General features: G+C 45.8%; 18 protein-coding genes. 10 read left to right on the forward strand and 8 right to left on the reverse strand.

Translation table 11 applies throughout. The features are described from left to right. The first annotated feature begins 145 nt into the window (after positions 1-145). Both KO501_RS03410 and KO501_RS03415 read left to right on the forward strand, forming a co-directional pair. Positions 146-1,570, forward strand: coding sequence for an alkaline phosphatase PhoX (locus tag KO501_RS03410; protein ID WP_216028252.1), 1,425 nt, complete (start codon positions 146-148; stop codon positions 1,568-1,570). Between the two features lie 57 nt (positions 1,571-1,627). Beyond that, complete coding sequence (locus KO501_RS03415) at positions 1,628-2,176, forward strand: PEP-CTERM sorting domain-containing protein (protein ID WP_216028253.1); 549 nt, start codon at positions 1,628-1,630, stop codon at positions 2,174-2,176. 42 nt (positions 2,177-2,218) lie between these two features. Here the strand turns inward: KO501_RS03415 and KO501_RS03420 are convergent, their stop codons facing one another. From KO501_RS03420 to KO501_RS03455, 8 genes are all read right to left on the reverse strand, one after another. Further along, the gene (locus KO501_RS03420; protein ID WP_216028254.1) at positions 2,219-2,926 is read right to left on the reverse strand and encodes a hypothetical protein; all 708 of its coding nucleotides are present in this window, start codon (positions 2,924-2,926) and stop codon (positions 2,219-2,221) included. 272 nt (positions 2,927-3,198) lie between these two features. Beyond that, entirely contained in the window at positions 3,199-3,408 is a 210-nt protein-coding gene (locus tag KO501_RS03425; protein ID WP_216027005.1) for a cold-shock protein, read from the reverse strand. A gap of 293 nt (positions 3,409-3,701) precedes the next feature. Next, on the reverse strand, positions 3,702-5,336 hold the full coding sequence (gene ubiB, locus KO501_RS03430) for a ubiquinone biosynthesis regulatory protein kinase UbiB (protein WP_216028255.1): 1,635 nt from the start codon (positions 5,334-5,336) through the stop codon (positions 3,702-3,704). A 14-nt stretch (positions 5,337-5,350) separates the two neighbouring features. Further along, entirely contained in the window at positions 5,351-6,004 is a 654-nt protein-coding gene (locus tag KO501_RS03435; RefSeq protein WP_216028256.1) for an SCP2 sterol-binding domain-containing protein, read from the reverse strand. Next, positions 6,004-6,798: a bifunctional demethylmenaquinone methyltransferase/2-methoxy-6-polyprenyl-1,4-benzoquinol methylase UbiE gene (gene ubiE / locus KO501_RS03440; RefSeq protein ID WP_216028257.1), complete on the reverse strand. Its 795-nt coding sequence runs from the start codon at positions 6,796-6,798 to the stop codon at positions 6,004-6,006. Before ubiE ends, KO501_RS03435 begins: the two co-directional genes overlap by 1 nt. Before the next feature lie 105 nt (positions 6,799-6,903). Further along, on the reverse strand, positions 6,904-7,599 hold the full coding sequence (locus KO501_RS03445; protein ID WP_216028258.1) for a DNA-3-methyladenine glycosylase I: 696 nt from the start codon (positions 7,597-7,599) through the stop codon (positions 6,904-6,906). Beyond that, a complete protein-coding gene (gene prlC, locus KO501_RS03450) occupies positions 7,599-9,635 on the reverse strand; it encodes an oligopeptidase A (RefSeq protein ID WP_216028259.1) in 2,037 nt (678 codons plus the stop codon). Before prlC ends, KO501_RS03445 begins: the two co-directional genes overlap by 1 nt. 70 nt (positions 9,636-9,705) lie before the next feature. Next, complete coding sequence (locus KO501_RS03455; protein ID WP_216028260.1) at positions 9,706-11,406, reverse strand: EAL domain-containing protein; 1,701 nt, start codon at positions 11,404-11,406, stop codon at positions 9,706-9,708. A 340-nt stretch (positions 11,407-11,746) separates the two neighbouring features. On the opposite strand from KO501_RS03455, the gene KO501_RS03460 reads away from it, so the two are divergent. The 8 genes from KO501_RS03460 (at position 11,747) to KO501_RS03495 (ending at position 20,719) form a co-directional block, all read left to right on the forward strand. Then, positions 11,747-12,310, forward strand: a complete 564-nt coding sequence (locus KO501_RS03460) for a response regulator (RefSeq protein ID WP_216028261.1) — start codon at positions 11,747-11,749, stop codon at positions 12,308-12,310. A 29-nt stretch (positions 12,311-12,339) separates the two neighbouring features. Then, positions 12,340-12,504, forward strand: coding sequence for a hypothetical protein (locus KO501_RS03465; RefSeq protein ID WP_216028262.1), 165 nt, complete (start codon positions 12,340-12,342; stop codon positions 12,502-12,504). A gap of 43 nt (positions 12,505-12,547) precedes the next feature. After that, positions 12,548-13,486: an ATP-binding protein gene (locus KO501_RS03470; protein WP_216028263.1), complete on the forward strand. Its 939-nt coding sequence runs from the start codon at positions 12,548-12,550 to the stop codon at positions 13,484-13,486. 45 nt (positions 13,487-13,531) lie between these two features. Next, positions 13,532-14,860, forward strand: a complete 1,329-nt coding sequence (locus KO501_RS03475; RefSeq protein ID WP_216028264.1) for a response regulator — start codon at positions 13,532-13,534, stop codon at positions 14,858-14,860. A gap of 113 nt (positions 14,861-14,973) precedes the next feature. Then, positions 14,974-16,323, forward strand: a complete 1,350-nt coding sequence (gorA, locus tag KO501_RS03480) for a glutathione-disulfide reductase (protein ID WP_216028265.1) — start codon at positions 14,974-14,976, stop codon at positions 16,321-16,323. Between the two features lie 178 nt (positions 16,324-16,501). Next, positions 16,502-17,170, forward strand: a complete 669-nt coding sequence (locus KO501_RS03485) for a methylamine utilization protein (RefSeq protein WP_216028266.1) — start codon at positions 16,502-16,504, stop codon at positions 17,168-17,170. Beyond that, positions 17,163-19,520, forward strand: a complete 2,358-nt coding sequence (locus tag KO501_RS03490; RefSeq protein WP_252728127.1) for an EAL domain-containing protein — start codon at positions 17,163-17,165, stop codon at positions 19,518-19,520. Before KO501_RS03485 ends, KO501_RS03490 begins: the two co-directional genes overlap by 8 nt. After that, positions 19,517-20,719 carry a hypothetical protein gene (locus KO501_RS03495; protein WP_216028267.1) on the forward strand — a complete coding sequence of 401 codons (1,203 nt, stop codon included), beginning with the start codon at positions 19,517-19,519 and terminating at the stop codon, positions 20,717-20,719. The genes KO501_RS03490 and KO501_RS03495 overlap by 4 nt, the downstream gene beginning before the upstream one ends. Positions 20,720-20,746: the final 27 nt, after the last annotated feature.

The raw sequence follows: 20,746 nt of genomic DNA on the forward strand, positions 1-20,746 counted from the left end.
TCGTATTAAAAATGTCAAAAAATTAACGCAAGAGCGTCATTTTTCCACCGTACATTGGTTGCCAGCGAGACCTCGAGGAGTTGTACCCGTTGATGACGGGGTTCCTGGCATTTAATCACCACACATTATGTACAGGTAAATAAAAATGACACAAGACACACAAAAAACCCTATTAAACCAACCCGAAGTCAATCGTCGCGACTTTGTAAAAGGTGGCTCGGTTGTCGCTGCAAGTACGGCCCTCGCGTCGTTATCGTCAAAGGCCGCTACCCTGCCCTTTTCCACTAGCTATGGCCCCCTTACCGTAAAAGCGGACAAAACCACAGGCTTACCCTTACTAGCCCTACCTGAAGGCTTTGAGTACAGCTCTTACGGTTGGACGGGGCAAATTCAGTCTGACCGTACCATCACACCTACCGATCACGATGGCATGGCCGTGGCCGCGGTAAAACAGAATATCGTTTGTCTTGTTCGTAACCATGAATTAAACGAAGGAGAAGGATCTAAATGCGATCCTGTTAGCGGTCGAGGTATTTACAACCCAGCACAATATGGCGGTACCACTAATGTATTGTTTGATGTGGTTAACGGCCGCTTCTTGTCTTCGTACAACAGCTTAGGTGGCACCATTAGAAACTGTGCCGGCGGTGCCACCCCATGGGGCACTTGGCTGTCTTGCGAAGAAACTTACCAGTCAACCGGCGGCTACGATCACGGCTATGTGTTTGAAGTACCCGGATTTGGTATTTCTGATGGTTTACCCATTCGTGAAATGGGCCGTTTTTCACACGAAGCGGTGGCCGTGGATCCTGCCACAGGGTTTGTTTACGAAACCGAAGATGCTGGCCAATCTTGTTTTTACAAATTCGAGCCTACCGGTGAGTGGGGCGATTTAAAATCCGGCGGTCGTTTATATGCCATGGTGCTCGATGGCACTAGCCGAATGGATTTACGTGGTGGATTAGTTGAAGGCACAACATGGGATGTGACCTGGCAGGAAGTGCCCGAGCCTGATGCATTTAATGACCGTTGTTTTGACCAAGCGTCCGACGCGGCCATTATCGAGCGCGGCGAAGGCTGTTGGTACGATGACGGAAAAATCTACTTTGTGTCCACCTCAGGCGGCGCCGCTAACCTTGGCCAAATTTTCTGTTTCGACCCCCGCAAGCAGCAGCTTACTGTTGTGTTTGAATCAACAAGCAGCTCAGACGTAGACGGTCCCGACAACATTGCCGTGTCTCCTCGTGGCAGTATTTTAATGTGCGAAGACGGAAGCTCTAATCCAAAACGTTTAGTTGGCCTCACCCAATCTGGTGACACCTTCACATTCTGCGAAAACCGCATTGAGCTTGACCAAGGTGACTTACAAACCATCGACAGCATTTACCCTGGTGTCGCTGAAAACTTTTATGACTCGGTAGGCTCCTCAACTGATGGCTCAGACCGTGCCAGCTTTACCAGTCGCGAATGGTGTGGCGCCTGCTTTTATGGTCGCTGGTTGTTTGTAAACGTACAGTCTCCAGGTGTTACGTTTGCTATTACAGGTCCGTGGGAAGACGGCGCGCTATAACGCAAAATGGGGCTTTCGCCAGCCCCCTTTTTTTTATTTATTAAGGGAACAATGAAAATGAAACACCTATTCTTTTTAGCTGCGATGTTCGTAACGGTAAGCGCGAACGCAGATATTTATACTTTGGATTTAACTAACGACAACAGTGGCTCGGTATCATCTAGCGATGGCTGGTTAACCGACAATACCGCAGCAGTGGACTTTTACACTTTCGAATTGACTGCCGATACAGACATTGCCTTTTCCGTGTCTGCGGTAGCTTCCATCGGCCTGAGTTTGTATCAAGGCACCTTATCGAGTGATCCGTCGTTTCTGTTCAGTCATAACAACGACTTTATCGACTTTATGGGGAACAGCTACGCCTATTTAGTTGGCACCGACGGTTATGTTCCTAACGCCGGTGACAATACACTGGCTGCCGGTTTACTTGGCGCAGGCGAATATACTTTAGCCCTAGGTGGCAATGAAGGCTTTGATTTTGGCGCTATTGAATATGTGCTTACCAGCACAGTAACCGGCACTGAAGTACCCGAGCCATCCACCTTCGCTTTGGTCATGATGATGCTTGGCGCCATGGCATGGCGATATTCGGCCGCTAAAAGATAATGGCCACGGCAGGGCTACCCTGCCGTTTTTCTACCGGGTTATTTAAAACCACCAAGGGTGGCTGAAATCTACAAATTCCGGGTCAATTTCAGCATTATAGGGGGGCGCAAAACTCCGCCAGAACAACCCGGCAAAGCTTTCTTCTTTTATCACTAACTTGCCTTGTGCGGCGTAGTCTTTGAACAGTGCATTATAAGCAGCAATGGGAAATTGTGGTGTATTAGAACGAAACACCACAGCGCCACCGTACTGCGCATATAAGGCTTTGTTAATTAACCATAGTTTAATCTGTTCTTGGGCAACGGTTTGGGGATCCCGTTTTTCCGTCGGTGGCGTAGCCGATACTAGGTTATCTACCTCGGCTTTGTCTTTTTCACTTTCTTGCTCAGGCTCTTGGGGTAATGTTGCCGCAGACTTTAGGCTTTCACCAAAAACGTCAATAAAACGTGTCACTAATGCAGGATCAGGCTCGATATTATGCTGTTTTGCATAGTCATCCAGCACCCCTTCAATAATGATATCGGAAAGCTTTGCATGTTTAAAATGTGCCACCGCCATTTCTTTTGACACACCCAGGGTTCGTGCCACCATATTTAGTTGCTCGGCGGAGGGCATCACCGCATTTTCGTAAATGGGCTTACCAAGCAGGGTGGCAACCACAGTGCCTTCGGCTCGCACACCTACGGATAGCAAGCTTAAACAAGCAACCCACCATACATTACGAAGAAATCGATGAACGACGAACAACATGAACGCTCCTTAATATTTTCTGCAGGCTATACAAAGCCATCAGTCTATTAGCGTGTGTACACAGATTAGCGATGAATATCAAATTATCTTCTCGTAATATATTGTAACCATGTACTACGAAGATGCACGATTTCTAGGTCAAATGATGGAATAACAAGACAAGAGATAACAGGAAGTGAAAATAGAAATGAAGAACGATAATAGCCCTTTACGCACAAACGTAAAGTGGATAGAGATAAAAAACGGTGGCTAATGCCACCGTTTTTCTGAAATCAGATAGCCTGTACGTTGGCAGCCTGCAGGCCTTTTTGACCTTGCTCGACTTCGAACTCAACTCGCTGACCTTCATTCAGGGTTTTGTACCCTTCAGAAACGATAGCACGAAAATGTACGAATACATCCTTATCGCCGCTATCCTGAGTCAGGAATCCATAACCTTTATCTGCGTTAAACCATTTAACGGTGCCTGTAACTTTAGACATGTAGACCTCAAAAACTTTCTATGAAACTGCGCACAAGGCGCTTTACTCGTGATCTATTTAGGACGGGATATTTTGGGTCTTACATTGAATGGAGAAACAACTTACTACAATTACAAACGTAACCAGAGTGTTTAACATCATGGCAGAAACAAATTTATCTCGTCTTAAAAGACCGTTGGCAATACAGCCAAATTCACTATAACAGCTAGGAAAAAAAATGATACAAAAATTCACCTATATAAGAAAAATATCATATCTATGTAACTGTATTGTCAGCAATACGTTACCGCTACCTATTTAGGATGGCTATGTCGCCACCCTCTTAACCAACAGCATAAACCGATAACACCACTGGTCACAGGTAACGTCCAATGTAGTGTATAGATGGGTAAAATTGCCCCAACAACAACGAACGTCGACCCAACCACAACCCAATGATTGGCTTTGGCGGTTTCCAGTTGCAAACGGGCCAACTCCTGTTGTCCTCGGGTCATCTGAATAGGTAAACCTTTCATCTGCTTAAGGCTGTCATATAACAAATCGGGGATATCAGGGAGTTTCTCTGACCAATACGGTAAATTGTCTTTTACCTTCGACAACATGGCCGCCACCCCAATTTGTTCTTTCATCCAGTTTTCTAAAAAGGGCTTTGCGGTTTGCCATAAATCTAACTGAGGATATAGTTGTCTGCCTAAGCCTTCGATGTACAACAAGGTTTTTTGCAATAACACCAGCTGAGGCTGTACCACCATGTTAAAACGGCGCGCGGTATTAAACAGTTGCAACAACACGTTACCGAAAGAAATTTCCGCCAGTGGTTTTTGAAAAATTGGCTCACATACCGTACGAATTGCCATTTCAAATTCATCAATATTGGTATCGCTAGGCACCCACCCCGAATCGGCATGAAGTTGCGCCACCTTACGGTAGTCGCGATTAAAAAAGGCAATGAAGTTTTCTGCAAGATAACGTTTGTCGTCTTGATTAAGGGTACCCACAATGCCAAAGTCAATGGCGATATAACGGGGGTTTTCTGGGTGCTCTGTGGACACAAAAATATTGCCAGGGTGCATGTCTGCATGGAAGAAGCTATCTCTAAATACCTGGGTAAAGAACACTTCTACCCCCCGCTCGGCTAACAGCTTCATATTCGTCTTTTGGGCAAAAAGCGCATCTAAGTTGGCAATGGGAATGCCATAAATACGTTCCATGACCAGCACGTCTCGACGACAATAGTCGCTGTATATTTCGGGTATATACAAGCTGTCCGAGTTATCGAAATTCCGGCGCAACTGCATGCCATTGGCCGACTCTCTTAATAAGTCCAACTCATCCACTAAGGTTTTTTGATATTCGGTGACAACTTCTTCAGGGCGCAGCCGTTTACCGTCAGGCAGCCATTTTTGTAAGACCCCCGCTAAAGTGAAAAGCAACTCCATGTCCGCATCGATGGTCTTGCGAATACCAGGCCGTAACACCTTCACCACCACATCTTTGCCATTACTTTTTAGCCGAGCTGCGTGCACCTGAGCAATAGAGGCTGACGCTAGGGGCGTTTTTTCAAACTCACTGAAAATAACATCTAGTGCCGGAACATTGAGGCTTTTAAGGACGATTTCTTCCGCCTCTGCACTGGAAAACGGCGTCACCTTATCTTGTAGCCGCGCTAGCTCGTTAGCAATGTCTGGCGATAGGAGGTCCCGTCGGGTAGACAGCATTTGTCCAAACTTAATAAATACCGGGCCTAAGGCCTGTAACGCGAAGGTAATTCGCTCGCCTGCTGGCTTATCCTTATGCTGGTTTGGGATCCAAAAGATAAGCTTACGCATGGCGCGGGCATACCAAGGTAACCAACGAGACGGGATGAGTTCATCTAAACCGTGCTGCAACATGATTTTATTGATGAAATACAATCGGCCAATGCGCATAGGGTGATTCCAGGTTAATCTGTTTCTTGGGGTAAACTGAGTGAGGCTTCAAGGTGCGCTAAACGGGCCGCAAATCGTTCTGTATCGTCGCGTAAATCAGAGACTTCATCGGCAAAATGGGCCACTGCCAACGAAGGAACGCCAATGTTTTTTTCTTCCGTTAATGCATTGCTTAAACCGGCTTTGAAATTATCAGCAAAGGAATCTAAACCCCGTTTAATCGCACCCGCGGTACTAAACAATTGGTTAGCGGCAATATCTCCGGTGTATCGAGAAAGCAGTTCTTCGAAATCGATGTCTAGCCCTTGGAATAGCTGACTAACCTGTTGGGCGATGGCAAGTTCCCCTTCCACAGAGAGCTTTCCTTCCTGAATCAATGCAGTTAAACGGCTACTTTGCTGTAGTTGTGGCAAGGTATCTAACGCCACCTGCACACAACAACTTTGGCTATCGAGGTGTTTTACGATTTCGTCGTAGTCTTGATGCTCAGCCACCATATCAATGCGATCTGAAAACACCAATGAAAATGCCAACGGTGTATTGGCGATAAACACGTACAAACGTTTATTGGCAAGGGGACGCAAACGCTGGGCACTGTCTGCGTCCAGCGCAACCAATCGATTTATCACCGTTTCTGACAGTGCGGTTAGCAAAGCCGTTGCTGGCATTAGAATTTGTACCCTCGATGTAAAGCCACTATACCGCCAGTAAGATTTTGATAGTCACATTGCTCAAAACCCGCCTGCTCAAACATACTTTTTAATGTTTCTTGGTCCGGGTGCATACGAATACTTTCAGCCAAGTATTGATAACTCTCGGCATCATTAGCCACTAATTGCCCCATTTTAGGCAAGATATGAAAAGAATAAATGTCGTATATCTTACTGAGTTGTTCAGAGGTCGGTTTGGAAAACTCCAACACCAATAAGCGACCGCCTGGTTTTAGCACTCGGAAAATCGAATTAAGGGCATTTTGTTTTTCGGTGACATTGCGCAATCCGAACGCCATCGTCACCACATCAAACGTATTATCAGGGAAAGGCAAAGCTTCGGCATCGGCTTGCACATATTCGATATTAGAAACCAACCCTTTATCTCGTAGTTTATCTCGCCCTACTTTCAGCATGGAATGGTTAATATCCGCCAAGGTTACCGAACCTGTGCTGCCCACAAGACGGGAAAACTTTGCGGTCAAATCGCCAGTACCACCAGCAATATCCAGCACCTTGTGTCCGGCTCGTACACCAGAACAATCTATGGTGTGTCGCTTCCACAAACGGTGAATTCCCATAGACATCAAATCATTCATCACATCGTATTTGGCAGCGACAGAATCAAAGACATTTTCCACCAACGATGCTTTTTGGTTTTTATCTACCTGTTTAAAACCAAAATGGGTGGTACTGTCATTGTTTTCAGCTGAAGATGTGGGGGTTGAAGACGAAGCCTGGTTATCGCTCATGACATTCCTGAAGTTCTTATATCTAATGAGAAGAAGTGTAACGAAATCCGGCGGTGAGCAACAGCGCTTTACCGCCTAATGATTGAAATAAAACTCATTTTTTCATCACATCGGGTGACGATCATTGGCGCCCCAACTGTAAGCAAGAATTTGACTGATTTGCTGCAGAGAAAGACCACTTTGTTGTTGCCACTGGGCAAAACACCCATTGGCACTGCGCAATGAGCGCTGGCTACTTAGGGTGCCATCAATAATGTCATGTTTACGCAAGTAATCTTCGGTATCGCGAGACAATAAAAAAGTATCTACCCCTAACGCTCTTAACATGTAAGGCCCAGTATTACCGCCTAACCGAGCACCGTGTTTTTTTAAATAACGCCAAAGTTCGGTAATGTCGTGGCCACCAAACTGGGCGACAAAAGCGCCAAAACTGCCATGTTGCAGGCCCACGTCCTGAATCATCAGCGCGTTGTCTCGCACTGTCATCACTTTTTTGTAATTACGGATAATACGTTTATCGCTGGCCTTTTGTTCAAACATTTCATCAGGCATCAACAAAATTTTCTCTATGTCGAAGCCAAAAAATACCTCTTCAAATTGCGGCCATTTACTTTCTACTACCCGCCAAACGAACCCTGACTGGAATACTTTTTTCGTCATCGCTGACAAAAAACGATCATCGGGTATTAAGGCCACCTCATCCTTGGCAAGTGGCTGACTTAATAGCGCCGCAAGGGCTTCTTCTGAGCCCTTACGTTTTACCGCCCTTTGGTAAATAACAGAAAACTGCTCTGCTGCCATTACACACGGATCCCCGAGTGGCGCAGTAATGCATCCACCTTCGGCTCGCGGCCTCTAAATGCGACAAACAAGTCCATAGGCGGTTTGCTGCCCCCTTTTTCCAGCACATTCTGTAAGAAGGCTTTACCTGTGTCACGGTTGAAGATGCCGTCTTCTTCAAACTTGCTAAAGGCATCCGCCGACAGCACTTCCGCCCATTTGTAACTGTAATAGCCTGCGGCATAACCGCCGGCAAAAATGTGACCAAAACTATGCTGAAAACGGTTAAACGACGGAGGCGTTACCACCGCCACTTTGCTTCTTACATCGTTTAATACCTGTTGCACATCCACTTCACTGCCATTTTGCTGATGCAGTTTAAAGTCGAACAAACTAAACTCTAATTGCCGCACCATCTGCATCGCCGAGTGGTAATCTCGTGCAGCTAACATTTTATCCAGTAAGTCGTTAGGCAGTGGCTCGCCGGTTTCATAATGACCAGAAATAAATGTCAGCGCGTCTTCTTCCCAGCACCAGTTTTCTAAAAACTGACTGGGTAATTCCACCGCATCCCAAGGCACGCCATTAATTCCTGATACACCGGCCACCGACATTTTGGTCAGCATATGGTGCAAACCATGGCCAAATTCATGGAACAAGGTAACCACTTCATCATGGGTAAACAACGCCGGTTTATCCCCTACCGGAGCATTAAAGTTGCAGGTTAAGTACGCAACCGGTAACTGGATATCGCCATTTGGTAGTTTGCGTCGCACTCGGCATTCATCCATCCATGCACCACCCCGTTTTTTAGCGCGGGCATATAAGTCGAGATAGAAACTGCCACGCATGGCATCCGCATCGTCGGTAATAGTGAAATAACGCACATCATCGTGCCACAGATCCACACCGGGCTGCTCGATGATCTTAAGCCCGTATAGGCGGTGAACCACTTCAAACAAACCATGTAGCACTTTGTCTTCAGGAAAATAAGGACGCAGCATTTCATCAGAAATGGTGTACTTTTCCTGTTTCAGCTTTTCACTGTAATAAGGTAAGTCCCAAGCATTTAGCGCGGATTTGCCAAATCGTTCTTCGGCAAACGCTTTAACTTCTTCTAACTCTTGTTGAGCTTGTGGGCGGGATTTTTCTGCCAAATCTTCTAAAAAGCCCAGTACCTGGTCGGTAGAGTCAGCCATTTTGGTGGCTAAGGAACGGGCTGAATAACTTTCAAACCCTAGCAGTTTGGCCACTTCTGAACGCAGTGCTAGGGTTTCTTGGATAATAGCAGTGTTATCCCACTGCTCGGCATTGGGCCCTTGGTCAGAGGCTCGGGTGGAATAGGCTCGGTACAGTTCTTCTCGTAAACCGGCGTCGTCGGCATACATCATTACCGGTAGATAAGACGGTATATCGAGAGTAAATACCCAGCCTTGTAAATCTTTTTGATGGGCGGCTTGTGCTGCCGCCGCGCGGGCAGATTCAGGCAAACCACTTAATTGCGCTTCGTCGGTAACATGTTTGGTGAAGGCCATAGTGGCATCCATTACATTGTTACTAAACGTAGAGGCGAGTTCGCTTAACCGTGATTGTATTTCAGCAAATCGCTTTTTATCTTTGCCAGACAAAGCGACACCAGACAATGTAAAGTCTCGCAAGGTGTTATCGATGAGCTTTTGGCTTTGCTCGTCTAAAGACGCAAATTCTTGGCTTTCTTTTAATGCGGTGTAGGCATTAAACAGACCTTCATGTTGGCCAACCCAAGTACCGTATTCCGATAATAGAGGTAAACAGCTATCGTGGGCTTCTCGCAGGGCGTCGCTGCTGACCACAGAATTCATATGTGATACCGGCGACCACATTTTACCTAGCCGATCATCAGCCTCTTCAATTTTTTCCACCACATTGTGGTAACTATAATCTGCGGATGCGACAACGTCGTCGATAGTCTCCTTGCAATGGGCAATGGCTTTTTCTATCGCTGGTTTGATATCTTCCGGGTTAATGCCTGAAAAAAGGGGTAACCCGTCAACTTGCTCGATGGCAGGTGCTGTCATATTGATCTCGCTTGCTTATTGAAGTCCTGTAAGTGAATGTAGGGATCACAGGACACAAAAACAAGCGGCATTAGCACATTGTTCGAAAGGGCTGTTGAATAACCAGCTTTTCAAAATCCTCTCGCGGCACCGCTTTGCTGTAATAAAAGCCCTGAACCTGGTCACAGCCCAATTCACGAAGCACGTTTAATACGGCTTTGGTTTCGACCCCTTCAGCAACGGATTCAATGTGCAGTCGTTTACAAGTGTCTATTAAGCTACGGATTAATTCCTTGCTGTTAATTTCTGTATCAATATTATCTACCAGCGACTTGTCGAGCTTTAATACATCCACCGGTAATCGCGCCAGATAAGACATAGAGGTAAATCCCGCACCAAAATCATCGATAGCAATATTGACCCCCAACAATTTAAGCTGCCAAAGTAAATTACGTACAAATTCACTGTTTGAAGCCACCGCGGTTTCGGTGACCTCAAGCTCAATACATGCAGGGTTAACTGAATAACGGGCTATTTCTTCTTTTAATACATGCACAATGTGTAAATTCTGTAACTGTTTTGCAGAAACATTAATGGATATCTTGCGGATGTCCTCACTAAAACGTACCAATTCAGATACCGCCCGTACACTTTGTCTGAGCACCCACTCACCGATAGCTTCGATTTGCCCATCAAGCTCAGCAATACGCACAAACTCTGCAGGCGGCACCCACCCTAGTTGATGATGCTGCCAACGCAGCAGAATTTCCGCCCCCTTAATCATACCAGTGCGCAGATCTACCTTAGGCTGATAGGCCAATTTAAACTGATTGTTGTCCAACCCATTTTGCACATCGGCACAAATATGTTGCTGGCGCTTGTAGCGCTCTATGGTCAGGCAATCTAAGTTGGTCACTTGGCGAGCATGCATTTCTTTAAGAATCGTTAACTCAAGATTTTTAGTCAGGGTGTTTAGATCCACATGGGGGGTTGCGACCAAGGTAAATCCCACGCCAATTTGACCATAGACGGCCCGGTTATCAATAACATAGGTTTTTTGCAGCGTTTGGCGTAACGACATACACCAGTTTTCCAATTTTTCGCTACCTTTTTGCGGAAACTGAAATGAGAACAAGCCAAACTGGTCTTGTCGCAAATGACAGGGCGTGCCTACCATTGCCCGTATTTGTTGCTCAATTTCATCGAGCAATTGCTCCATTATGCTGCCGCCGTGGCTATAGGAGATATCTTCCATATTAACCAGTTTAACAACCACAAATGCGCCACTTTTGTTCAGTGTCACTACATTTTCAGGCTGCGCTGGCGTGTCTGATTCTAACTGCGTAGATAATTGGGTGATACGGTGTCGCCATCCGTTTTCTCGACGTTCTTTAAAATAGCCAAATGCCTGTTCAATTTCTGTTACCAGTTGGCTGCTGCTCCAGGGCTTAGTGAGGTACTTATTCACCAGTCCGCTGTTTAACAACCCCACCGCCATAGAAAAATCGCTTTCGGCACTTAACATCAAGGTAATGGTTTGGGGATAAAACTCATGAATATATTTGAGTAAATCAGCTCCAGTCATGCCTGGCATACGGTGATCAGTAAGCACAACCGCAATGGGGAAATTCGCTAAAATGTCCATGGCTTCCCGCCCATTTTGCGCAGTATGCACCCGATAACCGGCAGGTCTTACGGCTCGCTTGATAGATTTAAGAACCATGGGTTCATCATCCACCACCAGCAAATCCAGATCAGTACTCTGGGTAAAAACGGTGTTTGGAGCAGACATGGGTTACCTCTAATTTTATAGGGTCAAAAAATAGTGGGGCTAAGCCAAAAACAAACGCCTCAAGCTCTACTATTGTTCAATAGACGACCAACATTAAGTCGCTACAATTATGAAAAGTCATTACTTTATAGCGTCTACCAAACGAAAATACCTTTATAAATTCGTCTAATCCTTACGCAAAATTCAGTAATAAACCTTTAAAAACAGAAATTTAAGAAAAGTAAAAGCAAGCGAAAAAATTTTTAATGCACAGTTTAAGTGCCTTAAATGTCGTATTTGATTCATTTGCCATGATTGTTATCGATGCAATCTGACGTAGTTGTGCTGGAGAAACGAAATTATGAAAACCCTGACATCAGGCGAAATTGCCACTTATTGTGATGTAAATCTCAGAACGGTAATTCGCTGGCTGGAAAGCGGAAAATTAAAGGGGTTTAAACTACCCGGCAGAGGCAATAACCGTGTTTTGGTAGACGATTTCATCGCCTTTCTTGAACAACACGGCATGCCCATCCCCCCCCAATTGCAGCATGAAGCGAACCCTTGCATTCTCATTGTTGATGATGAATTACCGGTAGCTAAGTCGATTCAGCGCATTGCCCGTCGTGCCGGCTATGAAACCCTCATTGCCACCGGCGGCTTTCAGGCTGGGATCATGCTAAGTCAGCACAACCCTAGGGTGATTACCTTAGATTTAAGCATGCCAGGCATGGACGGTTACAGCGTCATTCAATTTACCCGCGAACAAGCGAAATACCTTGGGGTAAAAATTATTGTGATATCGGCCCTCGACAACTGTAGCTTAGAGAGAGCCCTAGAAGTAGGTGCAGATGCTGTGCTGCAAAAACCGTTTGATAACCATGCTCTTACCGAGCTTTTTGACAAGTTCATGGCGGTCAAATGATCGCCATAGCCCTTTGAAGGATAACAGTTATGCCTGCACGTAAATACATTTGGCAAACGCCAATTTGGGGGGCTATTGTTTTTGTTTTACTCACATGCGCAGTACTCGCTAAGCCAATTGTGCTTCCTCACCAAGACAACCAAGTAATTTCAGTCTACTTTTATAAAACCTGTGACGATTTGGAATTACGCTAAATGGCGGACGAAACAGTATTGCTAAAGAAGAGGCGTGGATAACATGACAGCGCCTAACCAAGACAAAATCATCCAAGGGCTGACAATGCAATCCGCGCACAAAGACCGGCTTATTGCGGCGTTACGTCAGGATCTACAGGAAGTCCAGCGCCAGCTTCTACAAGCGGAAAAAATGGCGTCAATTGGTGAAATTACGGCTGGTGTGGCCCATGAAATTAATAACCCTGTGGGATTTGTTTCTAGTAATCTTTCTACCCTTAGCAGTTATATTCAAGCCTACCAAACGGTAATAAGCACTCTCATTGATTCCGCAAACACACCCAATGCTCCCCCCCTCACAAATGTCTCGTTACAAGCGCTTATCGAGCAGCATGATATTCCATTTATTTGTGAGGACATCGTTTCGTTAATAGCAGAGTCTTCTGAAGGGCTAGCCCGAGTGGGTGAAATTATAAATGGGCTACGACTTTTTTCTCGCATCGATTCTGGTGAGCGTCAATGGTGCGATATCAATGGCTGCATGCAAACGACCCTGAGCATGGTGAACAACCAATTAAAGTACATCTGTGAACAGCAGTTGCACCTAGACGACGTACCCCAAGTTTTTATTAACGAGGGGAAAGTGACACAAATCTTCACCAATTTGCTCATTAATGCTGGGCAAGCCATTGAAGAAACCAGTAAACAAGGGTTGATTACAATCACCACCAAGCACGATGAAACCCACGTTTTTGTGCACATTACAGATACTGGTATCGGCATCAAACGTGAACATATCGATAAGGTATTTAACCCTTATTTTACCACCAAACCGGAAGGCAAGGGCACGGGCTTAGGCCTGTCCATTTCCCAGAGTCTGGCCGCTGAACACGGCGGCACCCTTAGCGTTACCAGTACAGAAAATAAAGGCAGCACGTTCACTTTATCGTTGCCAATTACTGCACCGCCAACAGAAAGCCCTCTTTCAGAGCCAAACACCTAATGACATTACCCGTAGCATCTAACAGGTCGATGTTGAGGACAAACTATGAATGAACAAACAGAAACTCAGACAGAAACGCGATACACCGTCCTGTTTGTCGATGACGAGCCAAACATTTTACGTGCACTCAAACGCGCTCTGTTTAAAATGAATATTAATATGTTGTTGGCGGAAAGCGGTGAAAAAGCCCTGGCATTGTTAGCTAAACATTCCGTACAAGTGGTGGTTTCAGACATGAAAATGCCCCACATGTCCGGTGCTGAACTACTAGAACAGGTAGCCAGCTTATACCCAGACACATTTCGGGTGGTATTAACGGGCTTCGCCGATATGGACTCCACCATTAAAGCCGTCAATCAGGGTAAAATTCATCGCTATTTGCAAAAGCCGTGGGATAACCAGGAACTTATTCGTACCTTAGAAGAAGGGTTAGAACGGGTACGCCTTAAAGATGAAAATACCCGTCTGCAAAAGCTTACCCGTTTACAAAATAAAAAGCTTAAAGACATCAATGGCGTGTTAGAGCAAACCGTTGTGAAACGCACAAAGCAAATCAAGATGGCCTTACAACGCATAGAAAAACAAAATAAAGCGTTAGAGCAAGTGCTGTTTAATGTGATCAGTATTAACCCTGATATCGACGGAAAGTTTGCTATTGAAGTAAGTGACTTGTCTGCTTTTATTGCCCAAAAAGCGGGGTTAGATCCCGCTGAAATCAAAAAAATACGCTATGCCAGCTTAATCTGTGAATTTGGCTGCCTTGGCCTAAAAGCCTGTGATTTCACGCCGCCTTTTAGCGCATTAAACTACGAGCAACAAAAAAAGTTTTTATCGCAAACCCAACAGGCAGCCACCATTTTAACCCCCGCAGAACATATGAAGCCTGTCTCTGACATTCTGGCTTTACAGTTTGAACATTGGAACGGTTCTGGGCTCTACAATAAAGTTGCCAAGGAAATTCCCCCAGGAGCACGCATCTTAGCCATCAGTCGAGACTATTGGCGATTCGTTACCGGCCGTATTGTGGATAAAACCATGACACCGGCTGAGGCAAAACAAGAACTGAAAAAGCATCGCAATACCCGTTACGACGGTGAATTTCTTGACTTATTACTTAGTGCAAAAGAAATTGGCTTACCCAAGCATATGGACAATACCTTAAGCGCCAGTGATCTTGTTCCGGGCATGGTGTTAGCCAATAATCTTTATAACGACAGCCATATTCTTATTTTACCGGAAGATCATGTTTTTACTGAAAGTACCATCGCGAAGCTGGTGCAATTTGAACAGGATCCTAACCGTCGTTTTACTATCACTATCAAGCCTACGGTAATTGAAAGTAGCAACACCTCCGTAGAAACCACCACCGAATAATCGGTTAACAGGCCGTATGTTCGATTTTAAATATCACCCAATTCGCTTTTTTGTATTTGGCGATGCAGGTGTTTGTGTGCAAAAATATTTTTTTTTAAAGTGGTACATAACCTATGAACGAGTTTGACTATATTTGTATTGGCGGCGGCAGCGGCGGTATCGCGTCGGCGAACAGAGCTGCCAAATATGGCAAGAAAGTAGCACTAATTGAAGGCGGAGATATTGGCGGAACCTGCGTAAATGTAGGTTGTGTGCCGAAAAAAGCCATGTGGTTTGGGGCCAATATCGCAGAAGCTATTCACAAATACGGTGAAGACTACGGCTTCGATGTTACGGTAAATAAATTTAACTGGGAAGTACTGGTCGCCAATCGTCAAGCATACATTCAACGTATCCATGCTTCTTACGACAAAGTTCTGGCGAAACACGATGTGACCTGGATAAAAGGCTATGCCCAGTTTATTGATGATCATACTCTAGAGATTAATGGCGAAAAATATACCGCCCCACACATTACTATCGCTACCGGTGGTCGCCCACGCTTCCCGGATATTCCAGGGGCGGAGCATGGCATTGACTCTGATGGATTCTTTGCCCTCGCGTCTCAACCCGCCCGAGCGGTCGTAGTAGGAGCCGGCTATATTGGTGTAGAACTAGCAGGTGTACTGCATAGTCTGGGTACCAAAACCGACCTTATTATTCGTCATGATACCCCTCTGCGTCATTTCGACCCCCTCATTGCCGAGACTCTTACTGAGATGATTGACAATGAGGGGCCAACCTTGCACAAGCAATCAGGGGTTAAACAGGTTGAAAAACACGAAGATGGTAGTTTGACCATTTCATTAACCACCGGTGAAGTTATTGACACCGACGTGTTGATTTGGGCTATTGGCCGCGAACCTTCTAGCAATAACATCGGACTAGAAAACACCGGCGTAAAAACCAATAATAAAGGCTATATACAGGTTGATAAATTCCAGAATACAGATGTATCTGGTGTTTATGCTGTTGGCGATGTCACCGGCCATGCCGAATTAACCCCCGTTGCCATAAAAGCGGGTCGACTGCTTAGCGAACGCTTGTTTAATGGCAAAGATGACGCTCACTTAGACTATAAGCAAATTCCAACCGTGGTATTTAGCCACCCACCAATTGGTACCATTGGCCTTACCGAACCTGAAGCCGAAGATCAATATGGCAAAGAGAACATAACGGTTTATACCTCGTCGTTTTCGGCTATGTATACCGCTGTCACCCGTCACCGTCAGGCCACAAAAATGAAGCTTATTTGTGCTGGCGACGACGAAAAAGTGGTAGGTCTACACGGCATTGGAATGGGAATGGATGAAATACTCCAAGGGTTTGGTGTGGCCATTAAAATGGGCGCAACCAAGGCTGACTTTGACGCCTGTATTGCAATCCACCCCACCAGTGCCGAAGAGTTTGTTACCATGACATAACACTATTGGCGATAGAGTACACCTGTAACTGTGATTCTATCGCCACCATTTTAGGTATTGTGACACCGTTAAAGGTATTATCGTAATAATAGCGCTTTTGCTCCGGTCTGCTACCTTAACAAATGGACGTACAAACTTGTTGTCCGCTACTTGGGTTTACCATCGCAGGACAGCAAATATGCTACGTTATTATGCAACACCCCTTATTATATTATTGGCAGGATTATGTGTAACGGCTTCGGTCAGGGCACAAAGCCCCCCCGTCACCGTAAGTGTTACCGTACTGGATAATACCGGATTGCCCTTACCTGGGTTTGCGGTAAGCCTGACGCCTGCTGAAGGGGCGGCCCCGGTCACTGACACGCCCCATGCGGTAATGGATCAAATTAACCGCCAGTTTGCACCTCACTTTCTCATTGTTCGCAAAGACACCCAAGTTCGTTTTCCTAATTCCGATTCCATTAAGCATCAGGTTTACTCTTTTTCTGCCGCCAAACGTTTTGCCCTTTTGTTAGATAAAGACAGCGAAGCGGATCCATTAACCTTTGATACCCCGGGCGTGGTAGAGCTTGGCTGCAACGTTCATGATTGGATGTTAGGTTATATTTATGTGGTTGATACACCCTATTTTTCAGCCAGTGACGACAAGGGTCAAAGTGAATTTGTCGTTCCCCCTGGTAGCTATACCTTGTCGATCTATCACCCTCGTATGCAGGAACCCCAAGAGATACTCCGTCGAGAACTCACGTTAACCAAAAATCAAACCCTGCGATTACCGCTAACTCGAGCCTTATTGCCCGACTTTTCTCAATACAATGCTGATGATGAGTTTGGTCAATATGAGTAAACGTATGAAAGCCACGCTAAATTCACTACGCAACAGAATGCTGCTGTTTTTTCTGGTAGTTATTGCCTTTGTTGTTCTTTTTACCCTACTTCTTGTTGGCTCAGCCACCTTTACGCACTCAACACAACAGTTACTCACCCAAACCCGTACCTCGGCCAGCGTGGTGGAAGATAAACTGAATAACCACGCCCAACTATTACTCCGGGCTGCCGATAACTTGTCCGGTAACTACACCATTAAGCAATACATTGCTGCCAAGGATGATCCCGATTCACTGGCCGTTGCCATGCGCAACCAGCAACAACGTATCGATGCAGATATGTTCATGGTACTAGATCAAAGTATGCACCGACTAACCAGCACCTCAGACTTAGCCCCCGTGCCGGCTAACCTTAATGGTTTCCTCGAACAAGGGTTAAGCTGGTATGACGGCGCCGATGGCGTGTACTTGATGAAAGGGGTGCCGGTTAAGTTTGTTGAACGCTCCCGGCGCACAGATGCATGGGTATTCCTCGGCTATGATGGCAAAAAGCTAATTAATGAAAATATTGCCAAGTTAACGGAATTGGACGTGAGCTTATTGATACCTGATCGAGAAGCCCCTTTACTTAGTTCCACATTGCCTACGGCCCTGTCCAACGCCTTTTTTAATCTTACTCTCAACTATACCCCTGGCCTACATACTGCCACCCTTGAAGACGCAAACTATATCTATACCTCAAAACAGGTGGGATTTGCCGGTAGCGACCCGGTGTATATTGTTCTTGCCACGTTAGAAGACAAAGCCTATCTGTCCTATAACAGCATGCAGCTCCAACTTGTTGGCTTGTTATTACTTGCCGGCTTCGTCTCTTTATTGGGCGCGCTGATGCTCTCAAGAGGCATTACCGGGCCACTAAATAAATTGGCCGTAGCAGCTAATTCCATCCGCATGGGTAAACATGTTACCCATTTTCCTGAATCCAGTACCGCTGAAGTGGATGCTCTGTCGCTGGCTATTAACGACATGCAAACCGGCATTCAGGTGCGTGAAAAACAAATCAATCAACTGGCCTATTATGACGACCTTACCGGCCTTCCCAACCGTAATCAGTTTATTACCCAGTTGGAAGCCACGTTAAAGGATAATCCATGCGGCACCGTCGCCGTATTAATGTTAGATATCGACCGGTTTAAAGACATTAATGACACCGTGGGCCATGATACCGGCGATTTGCTAATACAGCATATTGCCAAACGCTTAAATTCCATAAACGAAATGACCGGATTTCTTGCCCGTTTAGGCGGCGACGAATTTGGCTTTATTGTCACTTGTCTACCCCAGGCCGAATTAGAATCGGTGGTCAATAAAGTGGCTGCGGTGTTCGACCACCCTTTCAATATTGAAGGCTTAATATTGGAAATTAGCTGTAGTATTGGGGCTTCTCAACACCCCCAAGATGGCGAAACAGCCCAAGGGCTCATGCAGTGTGCTGATATTGCCTTGTATCACTGTAAAGATAGCCATCAAAGTTTCGCCCTATACTCTGCCCAACTGAATAAACATTCAGTACAGCGCCTCAACCTGATGTCAGAGCTAAAAAGCGCGCTGCAAGCAGGGCAACTTCAGTATTACTATCAACCGAAGCTAGATATTGCCTCAAATACCTTTACCAGCGTCGAGTGCCTTATGCGTTGGATCCACCCAGAACACGGTTTCATCTCACCAGACGATTTCATTCCCCTTGCAGAGCAAACCGGCGCCATTCGAAACGTAACCAATTGGGGTTTACGTACCGCATTAAAACAACAAAAAGCCTGGCGAGAAAAAGGCCACAATATTTCGGTGGCAGTGAACATTTCGGCGGTGGATCTCATTGATATGACCTTACCCACGCTAGTGAGTAATTTATTAAGCAAATACAACAGTGACGCGAAATATCTCACCTTGGAAGTGACCGAAAGCGCCATCATGCATGATCCAGAAAATGCTCTTCGTGCCCTTAATGCCCTTAAACGCATGGGGATCAAACTTTCTATCGACGATTTTGGTACCGGATATTCGTCCATGGCTCAACTTAAAGATATGCCCGTTCATGAACTTAAAATAGACAAGGCCTTTGTTCTGTCACTGGCCAGTAGCAATGATGATAAAACCTTGGTGAATACCATTGTGTCGTTAGCGAAAAACTTGCATTTAGAAGTAGTAGCAGAAGGGGTGGAAGATAAAGCCTCATTGGATTATTTACGTGAGGTGGGCTGTACCCGAGCCCAAGGTTATTATATGTCCAGACCCCTTCCTGCCGAACAGTTTGATGAGTGGCTTACCACAGCTGCCACTCCCAGTATCGTAGAGGGAGCGGTGCAATGAAGTGGTTGATGTTGCTGCTGTGTGCGGTCAGTGTTTCGTCATTGGGGACCGAGTTTAGCGGTAAAGTACAAGCCGTCTGGCACCAATCCGACCTTCCTACCACCTGGCTTGAAAGTGGCACTGGGGTTACCCGCTTTGACGATAATGATGTGGCATTGCAGCAAACTGTCATGCGTATCAAGCATACCGTGGTACCGTCTTTTGATGTGCAGGTAGACGCCAGTTATTATGCCGATGGCGATCAGCACCTTGGTCTTACCCAGCTTCAACTTATCTATAAACCCCTTTTACCCAGTCGCATAAAATGGCGGGCTCGGGTGGGGTTCTTCTACCCTGAAATGTCATTGGAAAATGTGGATACCAACTGGTTATCGCCATACACCTACTCCCAGTCAGCCATTAACAGCTGGATAGGCGAAGAGTTACGTACCGCCGGCGCTGAATTTATTCTCTATCGACCGGGACGGGCCGTGCGTAGTCCGTGGAGCTGGGAGTTTCGTGCCGCCGTTTTTAAAGGTAATGATCCCTTAGGCTCCATTATTTCATGGCGTGGATTTGCGCTGCACGACCGCCAAAGCCTGCATCACGAACGCTTACAATTTGCCCCTTACCCAACGGTTATTGATACTAACGTGATATGGCACCCAGATTGGGTAGAACCCTTTACCGAAATTGATGGTAAATGGGGCGTCTATGTCGGCCTTCATCTGGATTATCTACGTCAAACTCAGTTACGTTACTATTACTACGACAACCTAGCCGATCCTAATGCGGTTAATGATCAGCGACTATATGCTTGGCACACCAAATTTCACTCACTGGCCATGCAACATAATATAACAACCAAAACCCGGTTTATTATGCAGTGGATGACCGGTGACACCCTAATGGGTGAACACTTTGTTTACACCCAGTACGATGCCTTCTACGCCATGCTAAGCCACCGCCAAGATCGTCATCGGTTTTCGGCCCGGGTTGATATATTTGATGTGGATGAAGATGATATTTTTGAAAATGACCAAAATAACAGTCACGGCCATGGCATAACGGTTAACTGGCGATATGATGTGTCTGATCATTGGCAAGTGGGCGTGGAATATTCCCGAGTGCACAGTGATGCCGCAAACCGGGTTCAATTTAACCTACCAACAGCGGTCACTCAGCAGCAAACCTTATTGGTAAGCGAATATCACTGGTAAAGGTCGGCCTTACCAGTGATGGCTTGC

The sequence above is a fragment of the Alteromonas sp. C1M14 genome (assembly GCF_018860965.1).
GTDB lineage: Bacteria > Pseudomonadota > Gammaproteobacteria > Enterobacterales > Alteromonadaceae > Alteromonas.